This is a genomic window from Rufibacter immobilis (assembly GCF_003721565.1).
GTDB classification, from domain to species: Bacteria; Bacteroidota; Bacteroidia; order Cytophagales; family Hymenobacteraceae; genus Nibribacter; species Nibribacter immobilis.
Genome location: NZ_RJJE01000004.1, coordinates 36,632 through 57,965 on the forward strand (window position 1 = coordinate 36,632; position 21,334 = coordinate 57,965).

22 protein-coding genes and 1 pseudogene are annotated in these 21,334 nt (G+C 50.0%); all 23 read left to right on the forward strand.

The features are described from left to right. The first annotated feature begins 6 nt into the window (after positions 1-6). The 23 genes and pseudogenes from EFA69_RS06195 to EFA69_RS06300 all read left to right on the forward strand — a co-directional run bounded on the left by EFA69_RS06195 (position 7) and on the right by EFA69_RS06300 (position 21,260). Positions 7-336: a hypothetical protein gene (locus tag EFA69_RS06195; protein WP_148041277.1), complete on the forward strand. Its 330-nt coding sequence runs from the start codon at positions 7-9 to the stop codon at positions 334-336. Next, a complete protein-coding gene (locus EFA69_RS06200; RefSeq protein WP_148041278.1) occupies positions 308-2,902 on the forward strand; it encodes a VirB4 family type IV secretion system protein in 2,595 nt (864 codons plus the stop codon). The genes EFA69_RS06195 and EFA69_RS06200 overlap by 29 nt, the downstream gene beginning before the upstream one ends. 1 nt (position 2,903) lies before the next feature. Continuing rightward, on the forward strand, positions 2,904-4,253 hold the full coding sequence (locus EFA69_RS06205; protein WP_123132244.1) for a hypothetical protein: 1,350 nt from the start codon (positions 2,904-2,906) through the stop codon (positions 4,251-4,253). Positions 4,254-4,323: 70 nt separating this feature from the next. Continuing rightward, complete coding sequence (locus tag EFA69_RS06210; protein ID WP_148041279.1) at positions 4,324-5,049, forward strand: conjugal transfer protein TraK; 726 nt, start codon at positions 4,324-4,326, stop codon at positions 5,047-5,049. Between the two features lie 21 nt (positions 5,050-5,070). Further along, positions 5,071-5,928, forward strand: coding sequence for a DUF4138 domain-containing protein (locus EFA69_RS06215; protein WP_123132246.1), 858 nt, complete (start codon positions 5,071-5,073; stop codon positions 5,926-5,928). 13 nt (positions 5,929-5,941) lie between these two features. After that, entirely contained in the window at positions 5,942-7,285 is a 1,344-nt protein-coding gene (gene traM, locus EFA69_RS06220) for a conjugative transposon protein TraM (protein ID WP_123132247.1), read from the forward strand. Positions 7,286-7,315: 30 nt separating this feature from the next. Beyond that, on the forward strand, positions 7,316-8,200 hold the full coding sequence (locus tag EFA69_RS06225; protein ID WP_123132248.1) for a hypothetical protein: 885 nt from the start codon (positions 7,316-7,318) through the stop codon (positions 8,198-8,200). 3 nt (positions 8,201-8,203) lie between these two features. Continuing rightward, positions 8,204-8,740 carry a hypothetical protein gene (locus EFA69_RS06230; protein ID WP_123132249.1) on the forward strand — a complete coding sequence of 179 codons (537 nt, stop codon included), beginning with the start codon at positions 8,204-8,206 and terminating at the stop codon, positions 8,738-8,740. Between the two features lie 216 nt (positions 8,741-8,956). Beyond that, positions 8,957-9,178 carry a hypothetical protein gene (locus EFA69_RS06235; protein WP_123132250.1) on the forward strand — a complete coding sequence of 74 codons (222 nt, stop codon included), beginning with the start codon at positions 8,957-8,959 and terminating at the stop codon, positions 9,176-9,178. A 63-nt stretch (positions 9,179-9,241) separates the two neighbouring features. Further along, the gene (locus EFA69_RS06240) at positions 9,242-9,598 is read left to right on the forward strand and encodes a hypothetical protein (protein WP_221175685.1); all 357 of its coding nucleotides are present in this window, start codon (positions 9,242-9,244) and stop codon (positions 9,596-9,598) included. A gap of 14 nt (positions 9,599-9,612) precedes the next feature. Further along, positions 9,613-9,924, forward strand: coding sequence for a hypothetical protein (locus EFA69_RS06245; RefSeq protein ID WP_123132252.1), 312 nt, complete (start codon positions 9,613-9,615; stop codon positions 9,922-9,924). A 4-nt stretch (positions 9,925-9,928) separates the two neighbouring features. Continuing rightward, positions 9,929-10,177, forward strand: coding sequence for a hypothetical protein (locus EFA69_RS06250; RefSeq protein WP_123132253.1), 249 nt, complete (start codon positions 9,929-9,931; stop codon positions 10,175-10,177). A gap of 348 nt (positions 10,178-10,525) precedes the next feature. Then, positions 10,526-10,921, forward strand: coding sequence for a hypothetical protein (locus tag EFA69_RS20100; protein ID WP_148041281.1), 396 nt, complete (start codon positions 10,526-10,528; stop codon positions 10,919-10,921). A gap of 324 nt (positions 10,922-11,245) precedes the next feature. After that, entirely contained in the window at positions 11,246-11,524 is a 279-nt protein-coding gene (locus EFA69_RS06260; protein ID WP_190300525.1) for a heavy metal-binding domain-containing protein, read from the forward strand. Positions 11,525-11,637: 113 nt separating this feature from the next. Then, positions 11,638-12,915, forward strand: a complete 1,278-nt coding sequence (locus tag EFA69_RS20590; RefSeq protein ID WP_123132255.1) for an efflux RND transporter permease subunit — start codon at positions 11,638-11,640, stop codon at positions 12,913-12,915. Next, entirely contained in the window at positions 12,908-14,800 is a 1,893-nt protein-coding gene (locus EFA69_RS20595; protein WP_123132256.1) for an efflux RND transporter permease subunit, read from the forward strand. The genes EFA69_RS20590 and EFA69_RS20595 overlap by 8 nt, the downstream gene beginning before the upstream one ends. Next, positions 14,784-16,049, forward strand: coding sequence for a TolC family protein (locus EFA69_RS06275; protein WP_123132257.1), 1,266 nt, complete (start codon positions 14,784-14,786; stop codon positions 16,047-16,049). Before EFA69_RS20595 ends, EFA69_RS06275 begins: the two co-directional genes overlap by 17 nt. After that, on the forward strand, positions 16,027-17,367 hold the full coding sequence (locus tag EFA69_RS06280) for an efflux RND transporter periplasmic adaptor subunit (RefSeq protein WP_123132258.1): 1,341 nt from the start codon (positions 16,027-16,029) through the stop codon (positions 17,365-17,367). The genes EFA69_RS06275 and EFA69_RS06280 overlap by 23 nt, the downstream gene beginning before the upstream one ends. 26 nt (positions 17,368-17,393) lie before the next feature. Beyond that, positions 17,394-17,531: pseudogene (locus EFA69_RS20600) on the forward strand (heavy metal-binding domain-containing protein); the annotation flags it as partial. Positions 17,532-17,594: 63 nt separating this feature from the next. Beyond that, positions 17,595-18,683, forward strand: coding sequence for an efflux RND transporter periplasmic adaptor subunit (locus tag EFA69_RS06285; protein WP_183906708.1), 1,089 nt, complete (start codon positions 17,595-17,597; stop codon positions 18,681-18,683). Between the two features lie 96 nt (positions 18,684-18,779). Further along, positions 18,780-19,859 carry a YncE family protein gene (locus tag EFA69_RS06290; RefSeq protein WP_123132260.1) on the forward strand — a complete coding sequence of 360 codons (1,080 nt, stop codon included), beginning with the start codon at positions 18,780-18,782 and terminating at the stop codon, positions 19,857-19,859. A 46-nt stretch (positions 19,860-19,905) separates the two neighbouring features. Then, entirely contained in the window at positions 19,906-20,595 is a 690-nt protein-coding gene (locus EFA69_RS06295; RefSeq protein ID WP_148041282.1) for a hypothetical protein, read from the forward strand. Positions 20,596-20,630: 35 nt separating this feature from the next. Then, complete coding sequence (locus tag EFA69_RS06300; protein ID WP_123132262.1) at positions 20,631-21,260, forward strand: DUF2911 domain-containing protein; 630 nt, start codon at positions 20,631-20,633, stop codon at positions 21,258-21,260. The last annotated feature ends 74 nt before the right edge of the window (positions 21,261-21,334 follow it).

A 21,334-nucleotide genomic window follows, 5' to 3' on the forward strand; every position in this document is an offset into this window, starting at 1 on the left:
AGCTATATGCGCTCTTACAAAAGTATTGAAAAACCGGCTCAGGTTCTTGGAATGAACATCATGGACTTGGGCTTGGTGGTCGGCCTGTTCATCGGCTCGGTGCTACTGCTGGGGTTTCTGAACATGATGGTGCAAATCCCGCGCCTAGTCTATTTGGCGGTTTTCCTATTGGAAGTAGGATTAATTCTGGTGATGCGTTTTTTAACGAAGACCCATCCTCCCGGCTTCCTGATAGGTTGGCTTTCTTTTCAATTCGTGCAACCCCGGCGCATCGCCGTAGGCATTGTCCCCCCAGTGAAGAAAAAAGATGAAAAATCAAAAAACGGTTCCATTTAATAACGTAATGCCGGTCCATTCCTTTGAGGATAATAAAGTTATCTTCAAAGATGGGCGGGTAGCGGTAGGGTTCGTGGTCGAACCGGCTGAAATGGAAGCCTGGACCCAACAGGACTTTATCTCATTTAACAATGCTTTGTTGGGGGTATTACGGCCTTTGCCAATCAATACGATTGTCCAGAAAACGGATATTTACTACGACCGCCCTTATCGGGAAGACAGGAAAGAACAGACCTATTTCGAAGGGAGGATGAATAAGCATTTCTTTGAACGGTTGGTTCTTTTCCAAAAATCCTACCTATTCCTGAGCTTTGCCCCGGCGGAGGTGAAACCGATAAAAACCAATGCCCTCAATGCCTTAGTTTCCCGCATGGGGGAAACCCTGATTAAAAACCCGTTTGAGAACCTGCTCCATACTCTGGAAATCGCCGAGGCCGTTGCCCAGGAGTTTTCCACTGCGTTATCGGGAACGGGGGAGGTAGAGATTATGCGCATGGGCTCGGAGGAAATCAGCGACCTCTACCATCAATATTTTAACCTCAATTTTGACTTTGTGCCCCGGCGGCAGGAGCGTGAAATTCTGAACGAGTCAGGGACGCTGGCTGTGGGAGAGAACAAAGTGAACGTCATCTCCATGATAGGGCAGGGAAGTGAGCAACACCCTGCCGTCCGTAACAGCTATGGGGTAACTGCCCCGATGCTCTACCCGCTTACCAACGCACTACAGTTCCCGCATATCCTGACACAGGCCTTTGTCGTGCAGGATACCAGGGCCGCACTTTCCACCTTGGACACAGACCGGAAACTGAATAATTCGTTGTCGAGGCTCGCCACGCAGGACAACCAGCTGCGGGCAATTGAAATAGAGGAATTTACCGCCGAGGTAAGGGCAGAGAACAAGCAGATTATCGGCTTGCACCTGTCTGTACTGCTGTGGGAAACAAATGACAACACCCGGAAAGAAAACATTGAGAAAACGATGGCCGCCTTCCGATACATATTCGGAACGGAAAGCGTGGTGGAATCGCACCTGTCCTTACCTCTGTATTTCGGCCTGTTACCGGGAAATACCTATCAGGTACCGGACAGGTGGCTGACCACTACTTCCGACCGCGGTGTATGCTACATGCAGTGGACGGCAACCTATAAAAATGACAACGTAGGGGAATATTTCTGCGACCGCAACCGAAACCTGTTGCAGGTAAACTTATTCAATACCGACCTGGACAATCAGAATGCCATTGTCATTGGGCCCTCCGGTTCCGGTAAAAGCTATACGTTCGGCTACATTGTCGTGCAGCGCCATGAGCGCAAGGCGCGGCAAATCCTGATTGATATCGGCGGTACTTACCGTAACGTGGTGCAGTCGCTGAACGGGGTGGATTTCGAGAACACGTACTTTGAATATGACCCGGAGAACCCGATAGAATTCAACCCGTTCCTGGTCCCCCGCTCCCCCGATGGAAGGAAGTGGGTCTATAATGACGAAAAGATAAATTTCCATTTGGCCCTACTGGCGGTTCTGTGGAAAGGCGGGGCGGACAGTGCGCCGCTCAACAAGTCCGAAAGGGCGATTCTAAGCCGCTTTCTGATTCAATACTACACGTACCTGAATGAGGAAGGAAATGCTGGGCAAACCGACGAGGAAATGCCTGGTATGGCAAGCTTTGTGCGCTTTGTACGCAGGTTTGACAGGGATATGCAGGCTACCCCTGCCACAGCGGACGGTAGGGAGGAAATGCGCAGCCAGTACAAAAAGGACATGAATTACTTCGATATTCACCAATTCTTCCTAGTGTTGGCGCAATTCACTGAAGGAGGCCGCTACGAGAAAGTTCTGAATGCCCAGCAGGACGTGGAGCTGTCAGAGCACCGGCTTATTTGCTTTGACCTGGCTAAAGTCAAAGCGGACCCGGATTTATATCCGGTCGTAGCCATGCTCATTACCGAGCTCTCTCTGGACCTGTTCCGCAAATTCCCGGACGACATCAAATACATTGCCCTGGACGAAGCCTGGGCAATGCTTTCCGGCGGCGTGATGGAAGACTTCATTGTTTCCATGTACCGCACCATCCGGAAAACCAACGGCTCGATTACCATTATCACGCAAGGGATTCAGGAAATCGTTGAAAGCAGAATAGGCTATGCGCTAATTAATAACAGCTCCACCAAAATTATCCTGCGGCACTCGAATCCGGACTCCCTGGCGAAACTGCAAACCCCGCTGGGCTTCACCAACCACGAAATGGATTTAATTAAATCCGTCCGTTCTACAGCCGATTTCAGGGAGTTCTTTATCAAGCAAGGCACCAAGGGGAAAGTATATATTCTGGAGGCTGCCTCGGAACTGGGTGCCATCCTAAGTTCCAAACCCGTGGAGCGTAATCACTTGAATCGCTTGGTGAAACGGTACCAGCAACAGCACAGGCGGTTTGCAATTGATAAAAACGGCAAGGTGAAAATGGAAAATGGCTACCCTGTTTTTGAGACCTTCACTGAACAGCGATTGGATTATGCGGTGGAGCAATTCACCGAAGATAAGAGAGCGGGCTTATTAGGTAAATGATATGGAAGCAGCATTACTCTTTGTAGCCCACGGAATTGATGACAGTTTCCTAAGGGCCTGCGACCGTTCACTTGAAACTGTCCTGGATGTGTGCCGGTTCATTACGCCTACGTTTATGAGCATTGCCCTGATAATCTCCATTGGACGGGGATACCTATCTGGGAATGGCTTGCAGATTGACTTTTCACCCATTATCAAGGCATTGGCCTTATTCCTGGTGCTTTTCTTTTACCAGGACCTGATGAATGTCCTGGGGGCTGGCATCAAAGGCGTAACGCAGCTATTCGATGGTTCGGGCAATGTAGGCGAAGCCCTACAGAAGCTTACAACCCCACCAGGTATCGCCGCCGCCGCGCAATCGGATAATGTGGCGCAGGCAGACGTGGTAGAGCAGGGCGGGGCCTGGTATTCTAAAATCTATAACAGCATCGCCAACTTCTCCCTTATGAACCTGATTACCCAGTTCTTTACTACGACTACGGTAATGCTGGTAAGGCAAATAGTGCTGTTTATCCGGCAATTCGTGTTAGGCTTTCTGTATGTAATCGGCCCCATTGCCATCTGCCTTTCCGTTATCCCCGCTTTTTCCGGGCTGGCTGGGAAATGGATGCAAAACTTCATCGCGGTACAGTTCTGGGCCTTGACCATGAATTTACTTGATTTGATTTATTCCAATTTTGCCGACCAGAATACTGCCGTGGGAGGTGTCTTTGGCGGTTTGGTCACGCCGGGGCAGAGTTTCAATGACGTGCAATTCCTGCTGATGTCGGTCGCTTTCATCATTCTTTACTGTATGGTGCCTACCCTTACGAGCTATTTTATCGGCTCCACCGCAGTACAGGGTTTTATGAGCGCGGCGGTAGGCGTTGCTGCCGGTGCGGCCAGCACGGCAGCGGGAGTCGTCGCACCCCCTGCTGCAGGTGGCGGGGTCTCCGGCGTGCTTGGCAGGGCAATGGGATTCAGTAATTCTGGAGGCGGTGGCGGTAGTTCGGACAGTGGAAGCTTTAGAGGAGAGAACGGGTCTGGGTCTATTTTCTCCGGTGCGGCCCCGGCCATGGCCACTGGAGGCGGTGCTGCCACATCCGTTCGCTACAACGGCGGCATGGCGGCGGCGGCCCCAGCCATGGCATCGGGCGGATACGCTGGCGGCGCTGATACCCGAGGCACTGCATATGATTCCGGCTCTAGTACCGATAGCACAGTGCCTTATGATGATAATGATGACGGTGCTTCTGCCCTCCCTTCCATGGGTTCATCGGGATTTATGCGCAACTCCATCAGGAGAAGGAGGGAAAACCGCAAACCCCCTGCCTGGGAAGAGGATGATTTAGATGACATATTCAATGATTAAAGATTGATTCAGGAATTTAAAGCTAGAATGGATGAGTAATATAAAAGATTTAAACACCTCTTTTAAAACCATGAGAACCATTTCACTGGCCTGTATTATTGGGTTCGTGGTAGTAGCGGTAAGCGCAGGATATGGGTTCTATAAGGTCACGCAGGATGCGGGGCGACGGGTGTATGTAGTGACCAATTCGGGCTCGGCAGCGGCTCTGGCAGTTCAGGAGGATACCCATACGCCGTTTGAAGCCCGGAACATGGTGAAAGGGTTTATGAAAACTATGTTTGGCCATGACCAATACACGTTCAAGCAGAACCTGGATGCCGCTTTGCCTTTGATTGAAGGTTCCGGTGGCCGCAGGATATTCGAGAACTTCAACCGGGGGCAGGTGTTGCAAAATTATCAAAGATACTCTGCACGCTCGGTCCTGGACGTGGACAGCATCTATCTGGACATGAAAACCCGGCCCTATTCCGGCAGAGTCTACACCAAACAGCGCATTTTCATCGGAGACCAACAACGGCAGAGTCTGCCGATGGCGGCCAAATTCAACCTCGTGGAGACTGACCGCTCTGATGAGAACCCTTATGGGCTGCTGATTACCAACTTTGACTACATTGCCTATAACCCACCGGTCTCGCGGGAAGAAAAAGAATTTCTGCAGCAACAGGAAGCCGAACGGCAAAGAAGGCTACGGGATGCCGCCGCAGGGGCAGGCGTAGCACCCCCTCCCGGTTATTCTACGCCGGCTCCGGCGGACGGTTCTCCGGCTGCCCCTGGAGCTGTACCGCCCAGTCAATAAACCTCAATAAAATGTAGTGTTATGAAAAATATATTCTTTGGTTTTGTTCTTCTTTTGTCCCTGGCGGCAGTTTCGGCCAGTGCACAAAAAGTAACCCCGCTTTCGGATATAGCCGTGTCTGATTCCTCTACCACCTATATGGTCTTCAATGGCCCGGTTTCCTTGGTGGATGTGGGAATGGCCGGGAATTACCTGGTGAAGATTGAGGCAAACGCGGTCTTTGTCCGGGCCAAGAAAAAGAACACCGTGCCTACCCCTATCCTGATTCGTTACGGCTCCGAATACTGGATGGGACGGCTGGTGTACGCCTCTGGTCCGGTGATGCAGTTGTATGATTTCAAAGACGGTACACCCAGCTTAAATAACGGAACGGGTTCTGCCTACTTGGGAAGCTCACCGGAGAATGGGCTGGCAATGGATAAATCAGCGGAAAAGAAAGAAGTGATAGAAAGCAACTTGGTCAAGCTGCGCAAAGCCAAGGAAGAGAACCAATCGGTGGCAGTATTGGAAAATGACCTGGTGCTGTCGCTGGCCAACATCCGCAACGACAAGGACTTCACGTATTTGCGCTTTAAGGTTATCAATAAAACGAATATCGACTACAACGTGGATTTTATCGATTTCCAGCTGGTGGAGAATTCCAAGAAGAAATTCCTGGGTAGGAAAAAAAATGAAGCCAGACGGCCCCTGGCTCCGTCCGGCGGGGAGTCAAACCAGAATATCACCGGGCGGTCCACTGGATACCTTACCTATGCTATCCCACTTTACGCAGCCACAGAAAACGGTTACCTGGAAGTGACGCTGCGGGAACATAACGGGGCACGGGTGCTGGTACTCCCTATCCCTTCCAAAGTAATAAACAGGGCTTCCACCATTTAAGGATAATGTAAGAATGGAAAAGGTAAACGAGCATAGCCCGGAAAATGAATTCAGGCAGTCAGCAACTGCCACCGGTACCGTGCCAGTGAAACGCACGCCACTGGAAACCTTGAAAGAGCATTGGTTCAAGTTCCTGCTGGGCTTGGTGGTGCTGATTTTCGCAGGGCTGTTCCTCTGGCTTAAATCGGCGCAGAACGCGGCTGAGCAAAATACAGTACCGGTGGCGGCGGCCTCCGAGAACATTGAGCAAGCTATCCCGGAGGTGGTAACGGATAACCTGGAAAATAAAACGCCTTCCGCTATTTTAGAGGAACAGCGCAAAGCCGAACAGGAGGCACAGTATGCGCAGGCTGCTCCGACGGAAGAAGAGGTAGTCAATGCGTTTGTGGTAGACACGGCCGGTCAGGCGGCACGGATGAGATATAATCTGCAATTGCAACAGCAGGCAAAGCTGGCCGTCCAGGAGGTCGATACCGTGGAAACCACAGTCCAAGACCAATCCACCGGCCAATACCGCACGCAACAAATCATCGTACCGCGTAACCCCAATCGCCGGAGCGGGGCCCGCCCAACCGCCAACAACGTTGTGGCACCTGCTTACGATGCGGACGGAACCCCCTTTGAGACAAACCCGGAAGTCTTGCGGATGCTGGCCGCCTCTTCCCCGCAGACCCGTCAGATATATGAGCAGACGACCGGAAAGCGTTACCGGGAACCTGGTGCAGCCAACGTCGCCAGAGGGACGCAGGCAGCCATGCCTGGGGCCGACGGCTTCAACACCTATAAAGTGACAAATGCCCGGTTCAGTCCAGGGGATACGAATAACCAACAGGGAAGCCTTACCCCTGATGTCTTTTATAAATGCGTGATTTCCGGGGAGCAAAAAGTAAGAACCGGTTCCGTGGTGATTATGCGCCTGCTGGAGGATGCCGTGGTATCTGGTGTAACCTTCCCGAAGAACATGGTCTTTGCCGGTATCGCCAAGGTTGAATCCAACCGGGTGACGGTACAGATTGAGCGCCTAGGCCCTACCAGGGTGAAAGCTGATATTTTCGATTTCAATTACATGCCGGGTATCATGATAGACCCGGAAAAGAAAATAGCCAAGGATACGAACCAGGGACTGTACGATGCCCAGCTGCAGGCAAGCCAGGAGTTGAGCACAGCCATTGACCGTTCGGCCTCGGCGGCCAATTCAGTGGTAGGGGTGGCAGGCCGGGTTGCGGCCAACGTGGTCTCAAAACCCAGGTCCCGCCAACGGCTGAGGGATGTACTGCTGCCAGACGGGTACCCGATATTGATTACTTCCGCTGCGGCGGGGCAAATGGCTCCCGCTGCCAGCGCCGGGGCAAATTGATTTATTGAGTTCAATTTTAAAAGGTGATGTATGAAAAGAGTGGTTATTACGGTATTGGCGGCAGGGCTGCTGATATTCCGTCCCAGCAATACGGATGCGCAATTTGTGGTAAACGACCCTATCCACATGGGAGTACATATCAGTGACTTTGCCAAACGCTTGGCGCAATGGGCGGAAACGGTGCAAAATTACCAGGTGATAAAAGATGCGAAAACCATTGCCGGGGTGACCAAGGATATCGCCGGGGAAGTAAAGGATTTAACCTCCGAGGGCTTGGCCTTGCAGCGGCAGATTCAGGAGGACTTGCGGAAAGTAAACAGCATCGTGGATTTGCGCATCTCTAACCCGGCAGAGTTGTTTGCCCGTGCCTTGGCCATGTCCGGAGGCAATTCAGGTACACACTACATGCCTCACTTCTCGAAAGCGCAACGGCTGCGGGTAGCTTTGCAGAACAGCAATCCGGAAGAAGACATCAAAACAATCTTTTCAGTGTTTTCCCGGACTTCGGGGGATTCTGACAACAATGACCGCATGAGCTCGGCTGAGTATGTGGAGCGCCGGGAAGAGTCTGCGGTTTCGGCCTACGCCTATGAGGAAATGAACCAGAAAAAGAAAATTCAGACCGCCCTTAATTATTACAAGATTGCCGATGAAATGACCGAGCAAAGCATTGAGATGAACGCCACCCTGAAGAACCCTGGTCGGTATTCCATGACCGAGGGAGAGCGCATGGCCATGATTAACTCCTCTAATGAAAATATGGTTCGGGCCATGCAACTGAGACAGGAGGCAGATAGGCTGATTGCGGAAAGTTCGCAGAAAGGGCCCGCGCATATTGCCGCTGAAATGGTCTATACCGACTTGATTGCGCAAAAGCAGTTGATTGATTTGGAAAGAAGAACTAAGAGTTATTAAAAGATGAAAAAGGCGCTGCTCTCCCTGCTGTTATTTATCGGCCTCGGCACATTGTCCCCTGCATTGGCACAACGGCACGTCAAACATATTTCTGCCTGGGGGGTGCATTATGGCCGCACCGAAATGGGAGAGTTTTACGAAGGCAGCTATACAAACTACCTGACCAATAAATTGAGCGTGCGGGTCAGCGGTTTACGGGAGTTCGGCGACCTGGAGGTAGGGGAATACTCTGCCTTCAGTGGCCGGGGTTTCTTGGCACCGCAGTTATTCCAGATTGGTGAATTCGCCTATTTCCACCTGCTCCTGGGAGGTGCCGCATCCTACGAAAGGACGGGGGAAGATTCCGACGGGGAAGGGAATAATTTGGACAGACGTGAACGTTTTACCTACGGGCCTCAAGCTGGCGCCGAAGTGGACTTCTTCTTTGGCAATCGAATTTCGTTGGTTGCAACCGGAATAAAGGGGAAGATGTTTAACAAGACCCATTTGGACGAGTGGCCAGGCTTTATCAGTCTTGGCCTTAGATACCACTTCAGATAATTTCCTATATCTAAAAAGTCCCTGCCAATGGTAGGGACTTTTTTTAGGTGCTTATCATAAGGTGTATATTATTTAAATCAAAAATGTACCGTATCATATACGTTGTTCGTATAACTAGAAGCAGTAACTACAATCAAAAGCTGCAAACAAATGGAGTGAGTTTGTAGAAGTAGCATACTGCTATCTTAAACCAATGTCTTTAAATGTTTGCCACGTATGAAAATATCGGATGAGCCGGTTAAGTTATTTTTAGAATTGCAAAAAAAACTCCCTGCAATATTATCCTCTTTCGGGATAAAGCAAGTGTATGTGTATAAAGGAATAGGAATGCCGCGCCCTACCTGGGAGGTGAAGAAGAGAAACCAAACCTTCACCATTTCAGAAATGCAGGACATCTGTGACTTGATTAATACTGGTAAAACCAAGGGAGCAAAATAAAAGTACAATCGTGGAAGTCAAAAATTGATTTTATAATTTCAAAAATGTATGGTTATGGGTAGTATGTTTCTGCAGATAGATACCCCTAACATGATGTTCAGGGATTTATTGGAGCCTATAGCTGGTCCACTGACAATACTAGTAGTGGTGGGGGTAGCTGTCTATGCGTTCATAAGGAGAAGGAGCTATAACCGAAAACTTTATAACGCCATTACCCGGCCTACGGTGGTATACCAGCAAGGTGCGGTCCCTGCCCCAACTGTTCCTGTAGATGGTTCGCCTGCTTTATCTACTGAAGAATTTTCTAGGCTACCCTGGAAGGAAAGAGAAGCCCTATACAGAAATAGAATCATAGAGCTAAGGGATACTAACCGGAGGCTGAGGGCCAAAATGAAAGAGGCAGGATTACCGACGGATTAATTTACAATTGCAAAATGAAACCTTTGGATATTGAGGGGCTGGCAAGGCAGTCTGATTTCGATTACAGTTTCAACGGAGATATACTAACCATCCGGGACCTGGATAAAGGCAATAAATCGGTAACCAATAACATTGATAATATCCTAGCCTATATCAACCAATTCATCCCCGTATCTGATTACCTGGTTATGTATTTGGATTCCTCTGGAATTTGGGATGGCGTGGCCGTTCAGGAAATTTCGGGTAATTTCTCCTGCCGGTTCTTCCCCTTGAATGAAAAGGATTATGATAAAGCAGTAGCTAAAATGCACTTTTTGCAATTGTAAGGCCATGACCTTGTATCAGTTTAATTCTTTAGACCAAAACGACAAGGCCAACACAGTTTGGGAATCAGGGAAATTTATTAAAACTGTAGTCCATTGCGGAGTTTACAAAGCTCTCTATGCCATGGGTGATTTCTTTGCAGAAATACACTTTTCCCCGGAAGACGGCATCAAGGATGTGCAGGGGTTCAAAAGCAAAACCCGTTTATTACCTTATAAAAATATAGGATTGTCCCTGTTGACTGTTTTAAACTAGTTTAGCCTAAAATCAACCGGCCCTCCTAGAAAAGAAAGAAAGCACATAATCATTAGGATGGTAGGAGAAACAGAATACCTGAAATTGGCTCAACCACAACCGACTTATTTTAAAGCACATAGTATCAACTTAAATCAAGAATCATTTGTATTTATTATTTCGGATTACATTTCCAAGTCGTTGCAAGCATTCCTCTTAAAGTTTTAACCGATTTATATAACTCTTATCAAAAATTATATAACATCATTATACAAAACTGTTTATACTTTTGCAAGATTGGAACTAGTATGTCGGCAACTCTCTTTGATTGTTACCGTTTGATACTTAGACAAATAGATAGCATCTTAAATGAAGGCACTGCAAAAATTTATTCAACTTAGCTTAATAGCAGCCATTTTACTGGCTTCTTTTGGCTTCCGTGTGAATATTTCGCATTGCTCTGGCAAAGAAGATAGCTCTATCAGTCTTTTTTCATCCCACACCTGTTGCTGTGGGAAAGCCGCAAAAACCCCAAAGAAGTCCTGTAATGACATGTCTTGTGTCATGCAAAGGGGAGTAGCCACGCAGACAAATTTCAACTCCGCGACCCAGCAGGTAGCAAAGATTGTGAAAGAACCGGTACTGTCCCCAAACTTTACCGAAACAATCCGTCCTGCCATTCTTGAAGCTGAACCTCACTTTACATTGCCACCTCCGTTCTCCGGCAGGTTCATCGGCATTTTAAATCAGACGTTTATTATTTGAGTACCCAATCTTTAGAAGTGGCCAACTACCCTTCCTTCGGCCTTCTTCTATCCTGTAAATTCATAACAGCTTTGTGCAACTAGGCTATTGGTCCAAAAGACTAATATGACTGCTTGCATTTCAACCTTGCTTTAGCCTCATGCTTTAGGCAAATCCGCATTCGCTGATTCCTGAATTTATAGCCTCTACTTACCCATTTCCCTTTACAGTTAAACTGTCACTCGGAGCATCTGAGATGGCCAATCCTTCATTGATTGGCTTTTGGGTGCTTATGTGTCTGGAAGACTGATTGTATGTATTTCAAATTTATAACCCTACCTAATTATGAAATCTTTAAAAGTAACAATGGTTGCGGTCTGCCTCGGCTTGACTTTATTCTCAGCCTGTAACAGCTCTGGAACAGAACAAAAAGCAACAGAAGGAACAACTTCTGAGGCCCAGGTAGCCGGAGTAACCTACACTTGCCCCATGCACCCAGAGGTGGTGAGTGACGTGAAGGGCAAATGCCCTAAGTGTGGCATGTTCCTAGAGGAAGTTAAACCAGGCGAAAAACTGGATTCTGCCGCCGCAGCCCAACAGCACCACGAAGGAGAGCAGCACTAGTCTCTGCTTAATATCTTACAGTCAAGACCAATTGCTACCGTCGTTTTGGGGTTGTTTTAAGTAAAGCAGCCCCAAAACACTAAGCCATCAATGCCATATATCTTACCCCTTTTATGATTGGCAAATTAATTTCTTTTTCGCTCCGTAACCGGATGATTGTCTTGCTCATAGCCGCAGGCATGTTTGGTTGGGGGCTTTATTCCGTCACCACCAGCAAGGTGGACGCTATCCCTGATTTGTCAGAGAACCAGGTGATTGTATTCACAGAATGGATGGGTCGCAGCCCTCAGATTATTGAGGACCAGGTGACCTATCCCTTGGTGACCAACCTGCAGGGCATGCCGCAGGTGAAATATGTGCGCGGCGTCTCCATGTTTGGGATGAGTTTCATCTACATCATCTTTGATGACAAAACTGACATCTACTGGGCGCGGGAACGGGTGCTGGAACGCCTGAACTATGCCAACCGCCTTTTGCCCGAAGGGGCCATTCCCACCTTGGGTCCAGACGGCACCGGCGTGGGCCATATCCTTTGGTACACCCTAGATGCCCAAGGCATGGACCTGGGAGAGCAAAGGGCGGTCCAGGATTGGTACGTGAAGTTCGCCTTACAGAATGTGCCGGGCGTGAGTGAAATCGCCTCTTTCGGGGGCTTCCAAAAACAGTACCAAATTACCGTTGACCCTAACAAACTCACTTATTACAACCTGTCGGTGCCGCAGGTGATGGCCGCCGTGAGGGCCAACAACAATGAGAGCGGGGGGCGTAAATTTGAGATGAGCGATATAGGCTACATCATCAAAACCACGGGCTATCTGCAGTCCCTTGAAGAAATTGAAAGCATTCCCATCACTACCCAAAACACTATTCCGGTAAGTGTACGGGACATAGCCACCGTGCAGATGACAGGCGAAAGCCGTCTGGGCATATTTGATTTAAATGGCGAAGGAGAGGCCGTGGGCGGTATTGTGGTCATGCGCTACGGTGAGAACGCGGAGGAAGTCATCAGAAACGTCAAAGCCAAAATGGAGGAAGTTTCCACAGGGCTTCCCAAGGGTGTGAAGTTTAACATTGTCTATGACCGGAGTGGGCTGATAAATGAATCAGTGGACTCCATTAAAACTACATTAATAGAAGAAATGCTGGTGGCCTCGGCCATTGTGTTCCTCTTCCTCTTCCACTGGCGCAGCGCGCTCATCATTATCATTCAGCTGCCGCTTGCCATAGCCATAGGATTCATCTTGTTGAACCTCTTTGGAATTACCTCCAATATCATGTCTCTTACCGGTATTGCCCTGTCTATCGGGGTGATTGTGGACGATGCCATTGTGATGGTGGAGAATGCTTACCGACATCTGGCAGATGCCCAACAAATTGAGGAAAATGAATAAGGAAACACGACTTTCGATTATAGAAAAAGCCTCCAAGCAGGTAGGGCCCAGCGTGTTCTGGAGCACCATCATCATCATTACCTCCTTCTTGCCGGTGTTCCTTCTGACCGGGCAGGAAGGGCGTCTTTTCAGTCCCCTGGCGTGGACCAAGACTTTTATACTCATAGTAGATGCCTTTGTGGCCATCACGGTAACTCCTGTGCTGCTTTCTCTCTTGCTCAAGGGGAAGTTCAAGCCGGAGAGTGCCAACCCTATCAATCGGGGACTAGAGCGTGTGTACTCACCAATCCTTCGCTGGTGCCTGAAGTGGCGGAAAACTACCATTGGCATTAATGTGATGGCCTTGCTTGTCAGCATCCCTATGCTGATGAGCCTGGGGTCTGAGTTCATGCCGCCACTGGACGAGAGTTCCATTCTGTTCATGCCGGTGACTTTGCCAGATATTTCCAATGCAGAGGCCAAGCGCATTTTGCAAGTGCAGGACAAGATAATCAAGTCGGTGCCGGAGGTGGAGCAGGTACTTGGCAAGGCCGGAAGGGCCAGCACGGCTACGGACAACTCGCCCATCAGCATGATTGAAACCATCATTCAGTTGAAACCTCAGTCCGAATGGCGGGACGGCATGACCAAAGCCAAAATCATAGCCGAGTTGGACCAGAAACTGCAGATACCGGGTGTCATCAACGGTTGGACCCAACCCATCATCAACCGCATCAATATGCTGGCAACCGGCATCAGGACAGACGTGGGCGTGAAGGTCTATGGCCAGAGCCTGGATTCCATTGCAGTAGTCTCTGAGAAGGTAAGAAACGCCCTGCAAGGGGTGGAAGGCGTGAAGGACCTGTACATAGAGCCGGTGACCGGTGGCAGGTATCTTGAGATTCAGACAAGGCGAGAGGATTTAGGCCGCTACGGTCTTTCTGTCAATGATGTAAACAGTATAGTGGAGTCTGCTTTGGGCGGCGCAAGTATTGGCAATACCATAGAAGGCAGACAGCGTTTTTCCATTAACGTGCGTCTGGCACAGGAATACCGCAACAGCATAGACCGCATTCGCCGCATTCCCATCCAGTCTGGTACGGCCGGCACTGTGCCTCTCTCTGCGGTGGCTGATGTGAACTTCGTAGACGGTCCGCCCATGATTGCCTCAGAGAACGCACAGCTGCGTGGGGCCGTCCTATTCAATGTGCGTGACCGAGACTTGGGTAGCACCGTGCAGGAGGCAATTAAGACCATTAACCAGGAGGTGACGGGCATCCCAAACGGTTACCATCTGGAGTGGAGCGGTCAGTGGGAAAACCAGATACGGGCCAACCAGACCTTGAAAATCATCATTCCATTAGTCATCCTAATCATCTTCCTGATTCTGTATTTCTCCTTCAAGTCTTTCAAAGAGGCTTTGCTCAACTTGGTCACCATCCCTTTCGCCTTGGTGGGTGGGGTGTTCATTGTGTACTTCTACGGCATCAATCTGTCGGTAGCGGTGGCGGTGGGCTTCATTGCCCTGTTTGGGATGGCGGTAGAAACGGGTATGTTGATGGTTGTGTACTTGAACGAAGCCATGAACGAATTAGTGGCCAAGAAGGGCAACTCCAGCGAGACTATCACCAAGCAGGATATAAGGGAATATGTGTTCCAAGGAGCGGCCAAGCGTTTGCGGCCCAAGATTATGACGGTTTCGGTGTCGCTGTTCGGCTTGATTCCCATTCTGTGGGCCACCGGGGTAGGCACCGATGTGATGCTACCCATAGTATTGCCTCTCATCGGTGGGGTATTCACTTCCTCCATCCACATCCTGCTGGTAACCCCCGTGGTGTTTGAAATGACTAAAGAGTATGAACTCCGGAAACACGGCAAAATCGAGATTTATGACGTCAAACATTAAAGTATACATAACGGTGCTGCTGCTGCTGCTGGGAACTGTAGCCCATGCACAATCGCCTGTGATGCCACTGGATTCTGTGCTAAACCGGATTTTAAAGGACAATCCTATGCTCCAGGAATTTGAATACAGGGCGAAAGCGCAGAATGCCATGGCCAAGGGAGCAAGAAGCCAAATGGCGCCCATGGTGGGGGCTGGGGTTTTCATGTACCCCTATCCAGGCCAGATGAACATGGAGGGACAGGAAATGGGGGGACAGGATGATGCCATGTACATGACTTCAGTGGAGCAGGACATCACCAACCCGGCTAAATTGAAGGCCCGCGAAAAGTACCAACTCTCCAAGGCCGCCATTGAGGAGGCGGGGCGGGGCATGACGTTCAACCAGTTGCGTGCGCAGGCTAAGACCGCTTATTACCAATGGGTAGTCCTGGAGAAGAAAAAGTCAGTGCTGTTGGAGAGCCAGCGCATCATGCAGTTCATGCTCAAGCTGAGCAAGGTCCGCTATCCCTATAACCAGAGTTCTTTGGGCAGCATCTATAAAGCCGAGGGCCGTCTGGGCGAGGTGGAGAACATGTTGACCATGACCGACAGCGAAATTGAGATGAAGAACATCCAGCTGAACATGCTGATGAACCTTCCTCCGGAGAACAGGTTTTCAGTGGATACCACCGTGCAGGCAACAGTCTTGGCGGTACTGCCAGACACTAGTTCCCTAAGTGCCGCCCGCAGTGACATCCGTCAGATAGACCGCACCATTGAGTCCATGCAGCTCAACCTGCGGCTGGAGAACCTGCAGCGCAAACCAGATTTCGGGATACGGTTTGAGAACATGATGCCCCGTGACAGGATGATGCCCCAGTCGTTCACCCTGATGGGCATGGTCTCTATTCCCATTGCGCCTTGGTCCTCTAAAATGTACAAGGCCAATGCCACAGCCATGAACCTGGAGATACAGGGTATGCGGAAAGGCCGGGAGAATCTCTTGAACGAAGCCCGAAATATGGTGGCGAGCATGGCCTTGGAACTGCAGGCAAAACGTACCCAGGTCCAGAACTACGAGAAAAAAATCATTCCGGCCCTGCGCCGCAACTATGAAACCACGCTCCTAGGCTATGAGCAGAACACAGGGCAATTGCCACAGGTGATTGATGCCTGGGAAGCCCTGAACATGGCCCAGATGGAATACCTCAACAACTTGGAGCAACTCTACCTAATAGGTGTGAACTATGAGAAAGAACTGGAAAAATAAGCTGATTGGGTTCCTGATTTTGTTGCTGCCTTTCTCTTTGACTGCCTGTAAGGATAAAGCAGAAGGCGAAGCGGCCCACGCCATGGAATATACCTGTCCCATGCACCCGCAGATAGTCCAGGACAAGCCCGGTTCCTGCCCTATCTGCGGGATGGACCTGGTGGCTAAACAGTCGGCGAGTGCGCCCGCGGCAGCCGTGTCAACGGACTTGAATTATCTGTTGCAGCCGGCCAATGAGATAGTCGTGTCCTCCATCCGAACTACCCAGCCCATGCAGAAGCAGGTGGAGAATGAAGTCACCCTATCTGGGGTAGTGACCTATGACACCCGGAGGCAGTACGTGATTCCGGCCCGCTTTGGCGGACGCATTGAAAAACTATACGTGCAGTTCAACTACCAACCGGTACGCAAAGGCCAAAAGCTGTATGACATCTACAGCCCCGAATTGGTAACTGCTCAGAAAGAGTTGCTCTATCTGCTTAAGAATGACCCAGGCAATACAGCCCTTATCTCAGGTGCGCGCCAGAAGCTACGCCTACTGGGTGCCACCGAGGGACAAATTAACCAAGTGGCCCGCTCAGGAAAGGAATCTTATACCTTCTCAGTCTACAGCCCTTATAATGGTTATGTCTTGGACCCTGCCGTAACGGTAGCCCCTACAGCATCCCCAGTACCTGCTACCGCTTCCTCGGGTTCCGGGGATGGTATGGGTGGCATGGGGGGCGGAAGCGCCAGTGGTACCGTAGCTAGTGGACCTGCATCGCCTATCACCAACAGCCAGGGTTTTGCTGTCAGAGAAGGGATGTATGTGACCACAGGGCAATCGCTACTCAAAGTGATTGACGCTTCCCAGGTATGGGCGGAGTTCAACGTGGCCAGCAATGTGGCAAGCCAACTGAAAAGAGGAACTCCCCTTTCTATTTCCTTTAACCAGTTGCCAGACGAAACCATTCAGTCTTCGGTGCATTTGGTAGAACCGGTATATGCCGCAGGTGAAAACTTCGCTCAGGTGAGAGCCTTGCTTCCAGCGCGTGGCAACCCCATTTTAATTGGGCAAGTCATCACCGGGAGAACCACCTACAGCACCGGCTTCTCCTTGTGGGTACCTAAAGAGGCCGTGCTTGATTTAGGGACCCAATCGGTGGCCTTCCTGAAAGTGAACGGGGTGTTCAAGCCAACCAGCGTGCGGGTTGGGCAACGGGCCGATGGACAGGCAGAGATTGTGTCAGGTCTGAAAGCCGAGGATGTGATTGCCGCCAATGCCCAGTTCCTGGTTGACAGTGAGAGTTTTATAAGGGTAGCCGACACGAATAGATGAGACATATAAAAAGTTTAATAATGGTCATGATTGCAGCTTTCCTTCTGGTAGCCTGCACGAAGACAGACGAACACGCCCACGTAGAGGGGGACGCAAGTTATACCTGCCCCATGCACCCTCAGATTGTTGAAGGAGAGCCAGGCTCTTGCCCTATTTGCGGTATGGACCTGGTTTTGGTCCAAAAGCAGAAAAAGGAGCAGAAAACAGCCAGTGCCTACACTTGTCCCATGCACCCACAAATCGTGCAGGACAAGCCTGGTTCATGCCCCATCTGTGGCATGGACCTAGTACCTGTTAAGAAACAGGAAACTGGCACTACAGAGGCCAGCATAATGCTGAGTGACAACCAAATCCAATTGGGTAATATTACCACCAAGGCTATTCAGGAGGGAAAGGTGGGCAGCAGTACCATACTGACTGGGAGGCTGGTAGTAGACCAGACGCAGGCAGACCTCATCAGCAGCCGGGCCCCGGGCCGCATAGAAAGGCTGTATGTGAAAGAAACTGGCCAACCCATCAGGAAAGGGCAACCCCTTTATGACCTGTACAGCGAAAGCCTACTCACCTTGGAGCAAGAGTACCTGCTGGCCTTGGACCAGGTGAAAGCGTTCCCTGGCGAGAGGCAATTCGCCTCTATTCTGGACGCCGCTAAAAGAAAACTGATACTGACAGGCCTTACCAATGCCCAGGTCAACCGGCTTGCCCGTACCCGCCGTCTGGACGCTCGCATCACTTTTGTGGCACCTGGTTCAGGCACGGTCACTGAGATTTCGGCCGCTGAAGGGACTTATGTTTCCGAAGGAAGCCCGCTGTACCGGATAAGCCGCTTCAATTCCATTTGGGTGGAGGCCGAACTGTACGCGCAGGAAGCCAACCAATTGAAGGTGGGTACCCTAGTGGAAGTTAGTGTGCCGGGAAGCGCTTCGCCTATCAAAACTAAAATCTCCTTCATCAATCCAGAGTTCCGGCAGAACAGTCAGGTGGTGATAGCCCGGGCCTCTGTACCCAACCCCCAGGGAAGGTTGATACCCGGAACCCAAGCGACTATAAACTTATCAGCGCCAGTTCGGCAGGCTCTGACCCTCCCACTGGATGCTGTTATCCGGGATTCGAAAGGAGCGCATGTCTGGGTGAAGACCGGGGAGAACACCTTCAGCCCTAGGATGGTGAAACTAGGGGAGGAAAGCGAAAACCAAGTAGCTATTACCAGTGGCCTGCAACCCAATGATACCGTGGTAGTAACCGGGGCTTATTTGCTGTATAGTGAGTATGTTTTAAAGCAAGGCTCAGACCCAATGGCGGGGCATGGACATTAATTGCTTAATGGTTCCTGAATGAAAAGCCGTTTTTAGCCAGTTTTCCAGAAATGAAGCTAAAACAGATAGCAACAGACACATTAATAAACTATTACCATGAAGAAATTCAATAGCTATTCACTTGTTCTATTCCTCGCCTGCCTTATGGTGTTCACAGGCTGTAACTTCCATACGGAGGCAGACATGGACGACATGGAGGAGGACATGGATGACATGGACCTGAACATAGACTACCCGGCTGCTTTTGTGGTGAACGGAGAATCCAATGACGTGGACGTCATCAACCTGAATGACCTTACGCACAAGGACCATCTTACCTTGAACGGGGCCATGTTTCCGCACCACATCAACATGAGCCCAGATAAAACCAGATTGGCGGTGGCTATCACCAGCACCGACCTGAGCGGAGGCCATGAGGGCGGAGGTATGGACGGAATGAGTGGCTTGAAAGTGATAGTACTCAGCAGCTACACTGGCAAGATTGAGAAGGAGATTATCCTGCCGAAAATGCCCCATAACGCCGCCTTCAATGCAGAAGGCTCTGAGCTGTGGGTCTCACAGGAAGATGACCACCAGAGCCAGGTGCTGGTATACAATGTGGGAAGCTGGACATTGAAAAACACCATTCCGGTAGGCAAAGGATTGTCTGAGGTCACTTTCTCAGCAGATGGTACCAGAGTGTTCGCCGCCAATACCATGGATGCCACGGTCTCTGTCATTCACCCCGACACTAAATCTATTCTGGCTACCATACCCGTAGGGAAAGACCCTGTTGGTGCATGGCCCGCCACCAATGGTTACATGTATGCAGACAATGAAGCTGACCAGACTGTTTCAGAAATACAGGTAAGCACTGCTTCAGTGACGGCAACCATTCCACTGGGCTTCAAGCCTGGCTACGTCGCCTACCATGCTGGCCAGCAGGAACTTTGGGTAAGCGATGCCACCAACGGAAAGGTAGTCTACTACACAAAGGTGAACGGCCTTTGGACCAGACAAGGAGACATCTCTACCGGTGCCGATGCCCATGCTATTGCCTTTTCCAAAGACGGGGCCACCGCCTATGTCACCAACCAGGGAGCGGGAACGGTGTCAATTATCCAAGTCGCGGGCCATAAAGTGACGGGCTCCATAGCAGTAGGGAAAAAGCCCAATGGCTTGGTACTAAGACAATAAATAATAATCCACTTTCAGAAACTAAACCCAACCTTAATCTTCCCAAATGAAACCATCAAAACTTCTTATCTGCCTTTTGGGCTTTTTCCTTTTGACCAATTTTTTGTTTCCAAATGAAACGCAGGCGCACGGGAAAGAGAAACATGGCAAGAAGGCAGAGTCTGCCAAAGTAGATACTCTTAAAGAGGCACGTGCCACTGTCCATGATACGCTCACTTCAGGTAAAGTGTCTCCGGAAGAGCATGCAGACCACATGGCCAATCCCGCAAAGGTGCATGCGTCCCTGTCTGATTTTCCACACATTCACCCTTTGATTGTCCACTTCCCCATCATGTTGCTTATGATTGCGGCGGCCATGCAATTTGTGAATATCCTGTTCCAGAAAAAAGAATTGAACTGGGCGGTGACCATTATGGTCCTGTTGGGCTTCATCACGGCCTATGCCTCCTCTTACTGGTCGCATCCGCACACTTCGGGGCTTTCCGCCCATGCTGAGCTCGTTTTGGGGCAGCACGACAAATACGCGGAATACACCATATACCTTTCTGGGTTAGGACTGCTCGCCCAAATTTTGAGCGTGCTGGTGTTTAAGGGGAAACGCTGGAGCATCGCGGTGGCAGCCGTCATTCTGATTGGCGCTGGTTATGCGGTTAGTATGGCTGGACATTACGGTGCCCAGCTTGTTCACATCGAGGGCGTGGGGCCGCAAGGAAAATATCTGGAGCAACACCACTAATTATAATTTTCAAATAAGTCATCTAATTAGCAATTATGGCAAAGAAATTCACCTCCTGCTTTTTACTCACCTCCCTCAGCTTTTTCCTGATGTTCTGTAATCAGAGTCCCAGTTCAGAGCGAGTACAAGAAAGAGACAGCCTAACAACCTCAACCGCCCCTCAGTCGAAAACAGAGGATGCTGTTACCATAGCTGAACAATCGGAGCCTGACACACTCAAAGGGAGTTTGAAGGCAGTGGCTCTGGGGAAAATAGGCTCAGTTAACCTCCAGATAAACTATCATTCGCCTGCAGTCCGGAATCGGGTTGTATGGGGTGGGTTGGTGCCTTATGACCAGGTTTGGGTGACGGGAGCCCATTCCGCTACTAGTTTACAGACGGATGGCCCTATCATCCTAGGAGGCAAAAAAATACCTGCTGGTCAATATGCCTTGTTTACCTTACCTGGGGAACAAGAGTGGACGGTGATATTGAATAAGAAGTGGGAGCAGCATCTGGCAGATGAGTATTCTGAAAAGGAAGATGTAGTCAGACTTTCGGTGCAGCCTGAAACCAGTCAGCATCAGGAACGCCTACGCTACGAGATTAGACCCGAAGGAGAGAAAAACGGGAGTATTCTTATGAGGTGGGAGAAATTAACCGTCTCAATTCCTATTTCCCTTTAGAACCTTATTAATCTGCTTTTAAAAGTTAAAGTACTTAAAGCTCCCTCAGCTCTAGTCCCGAGCTCCAAATACGT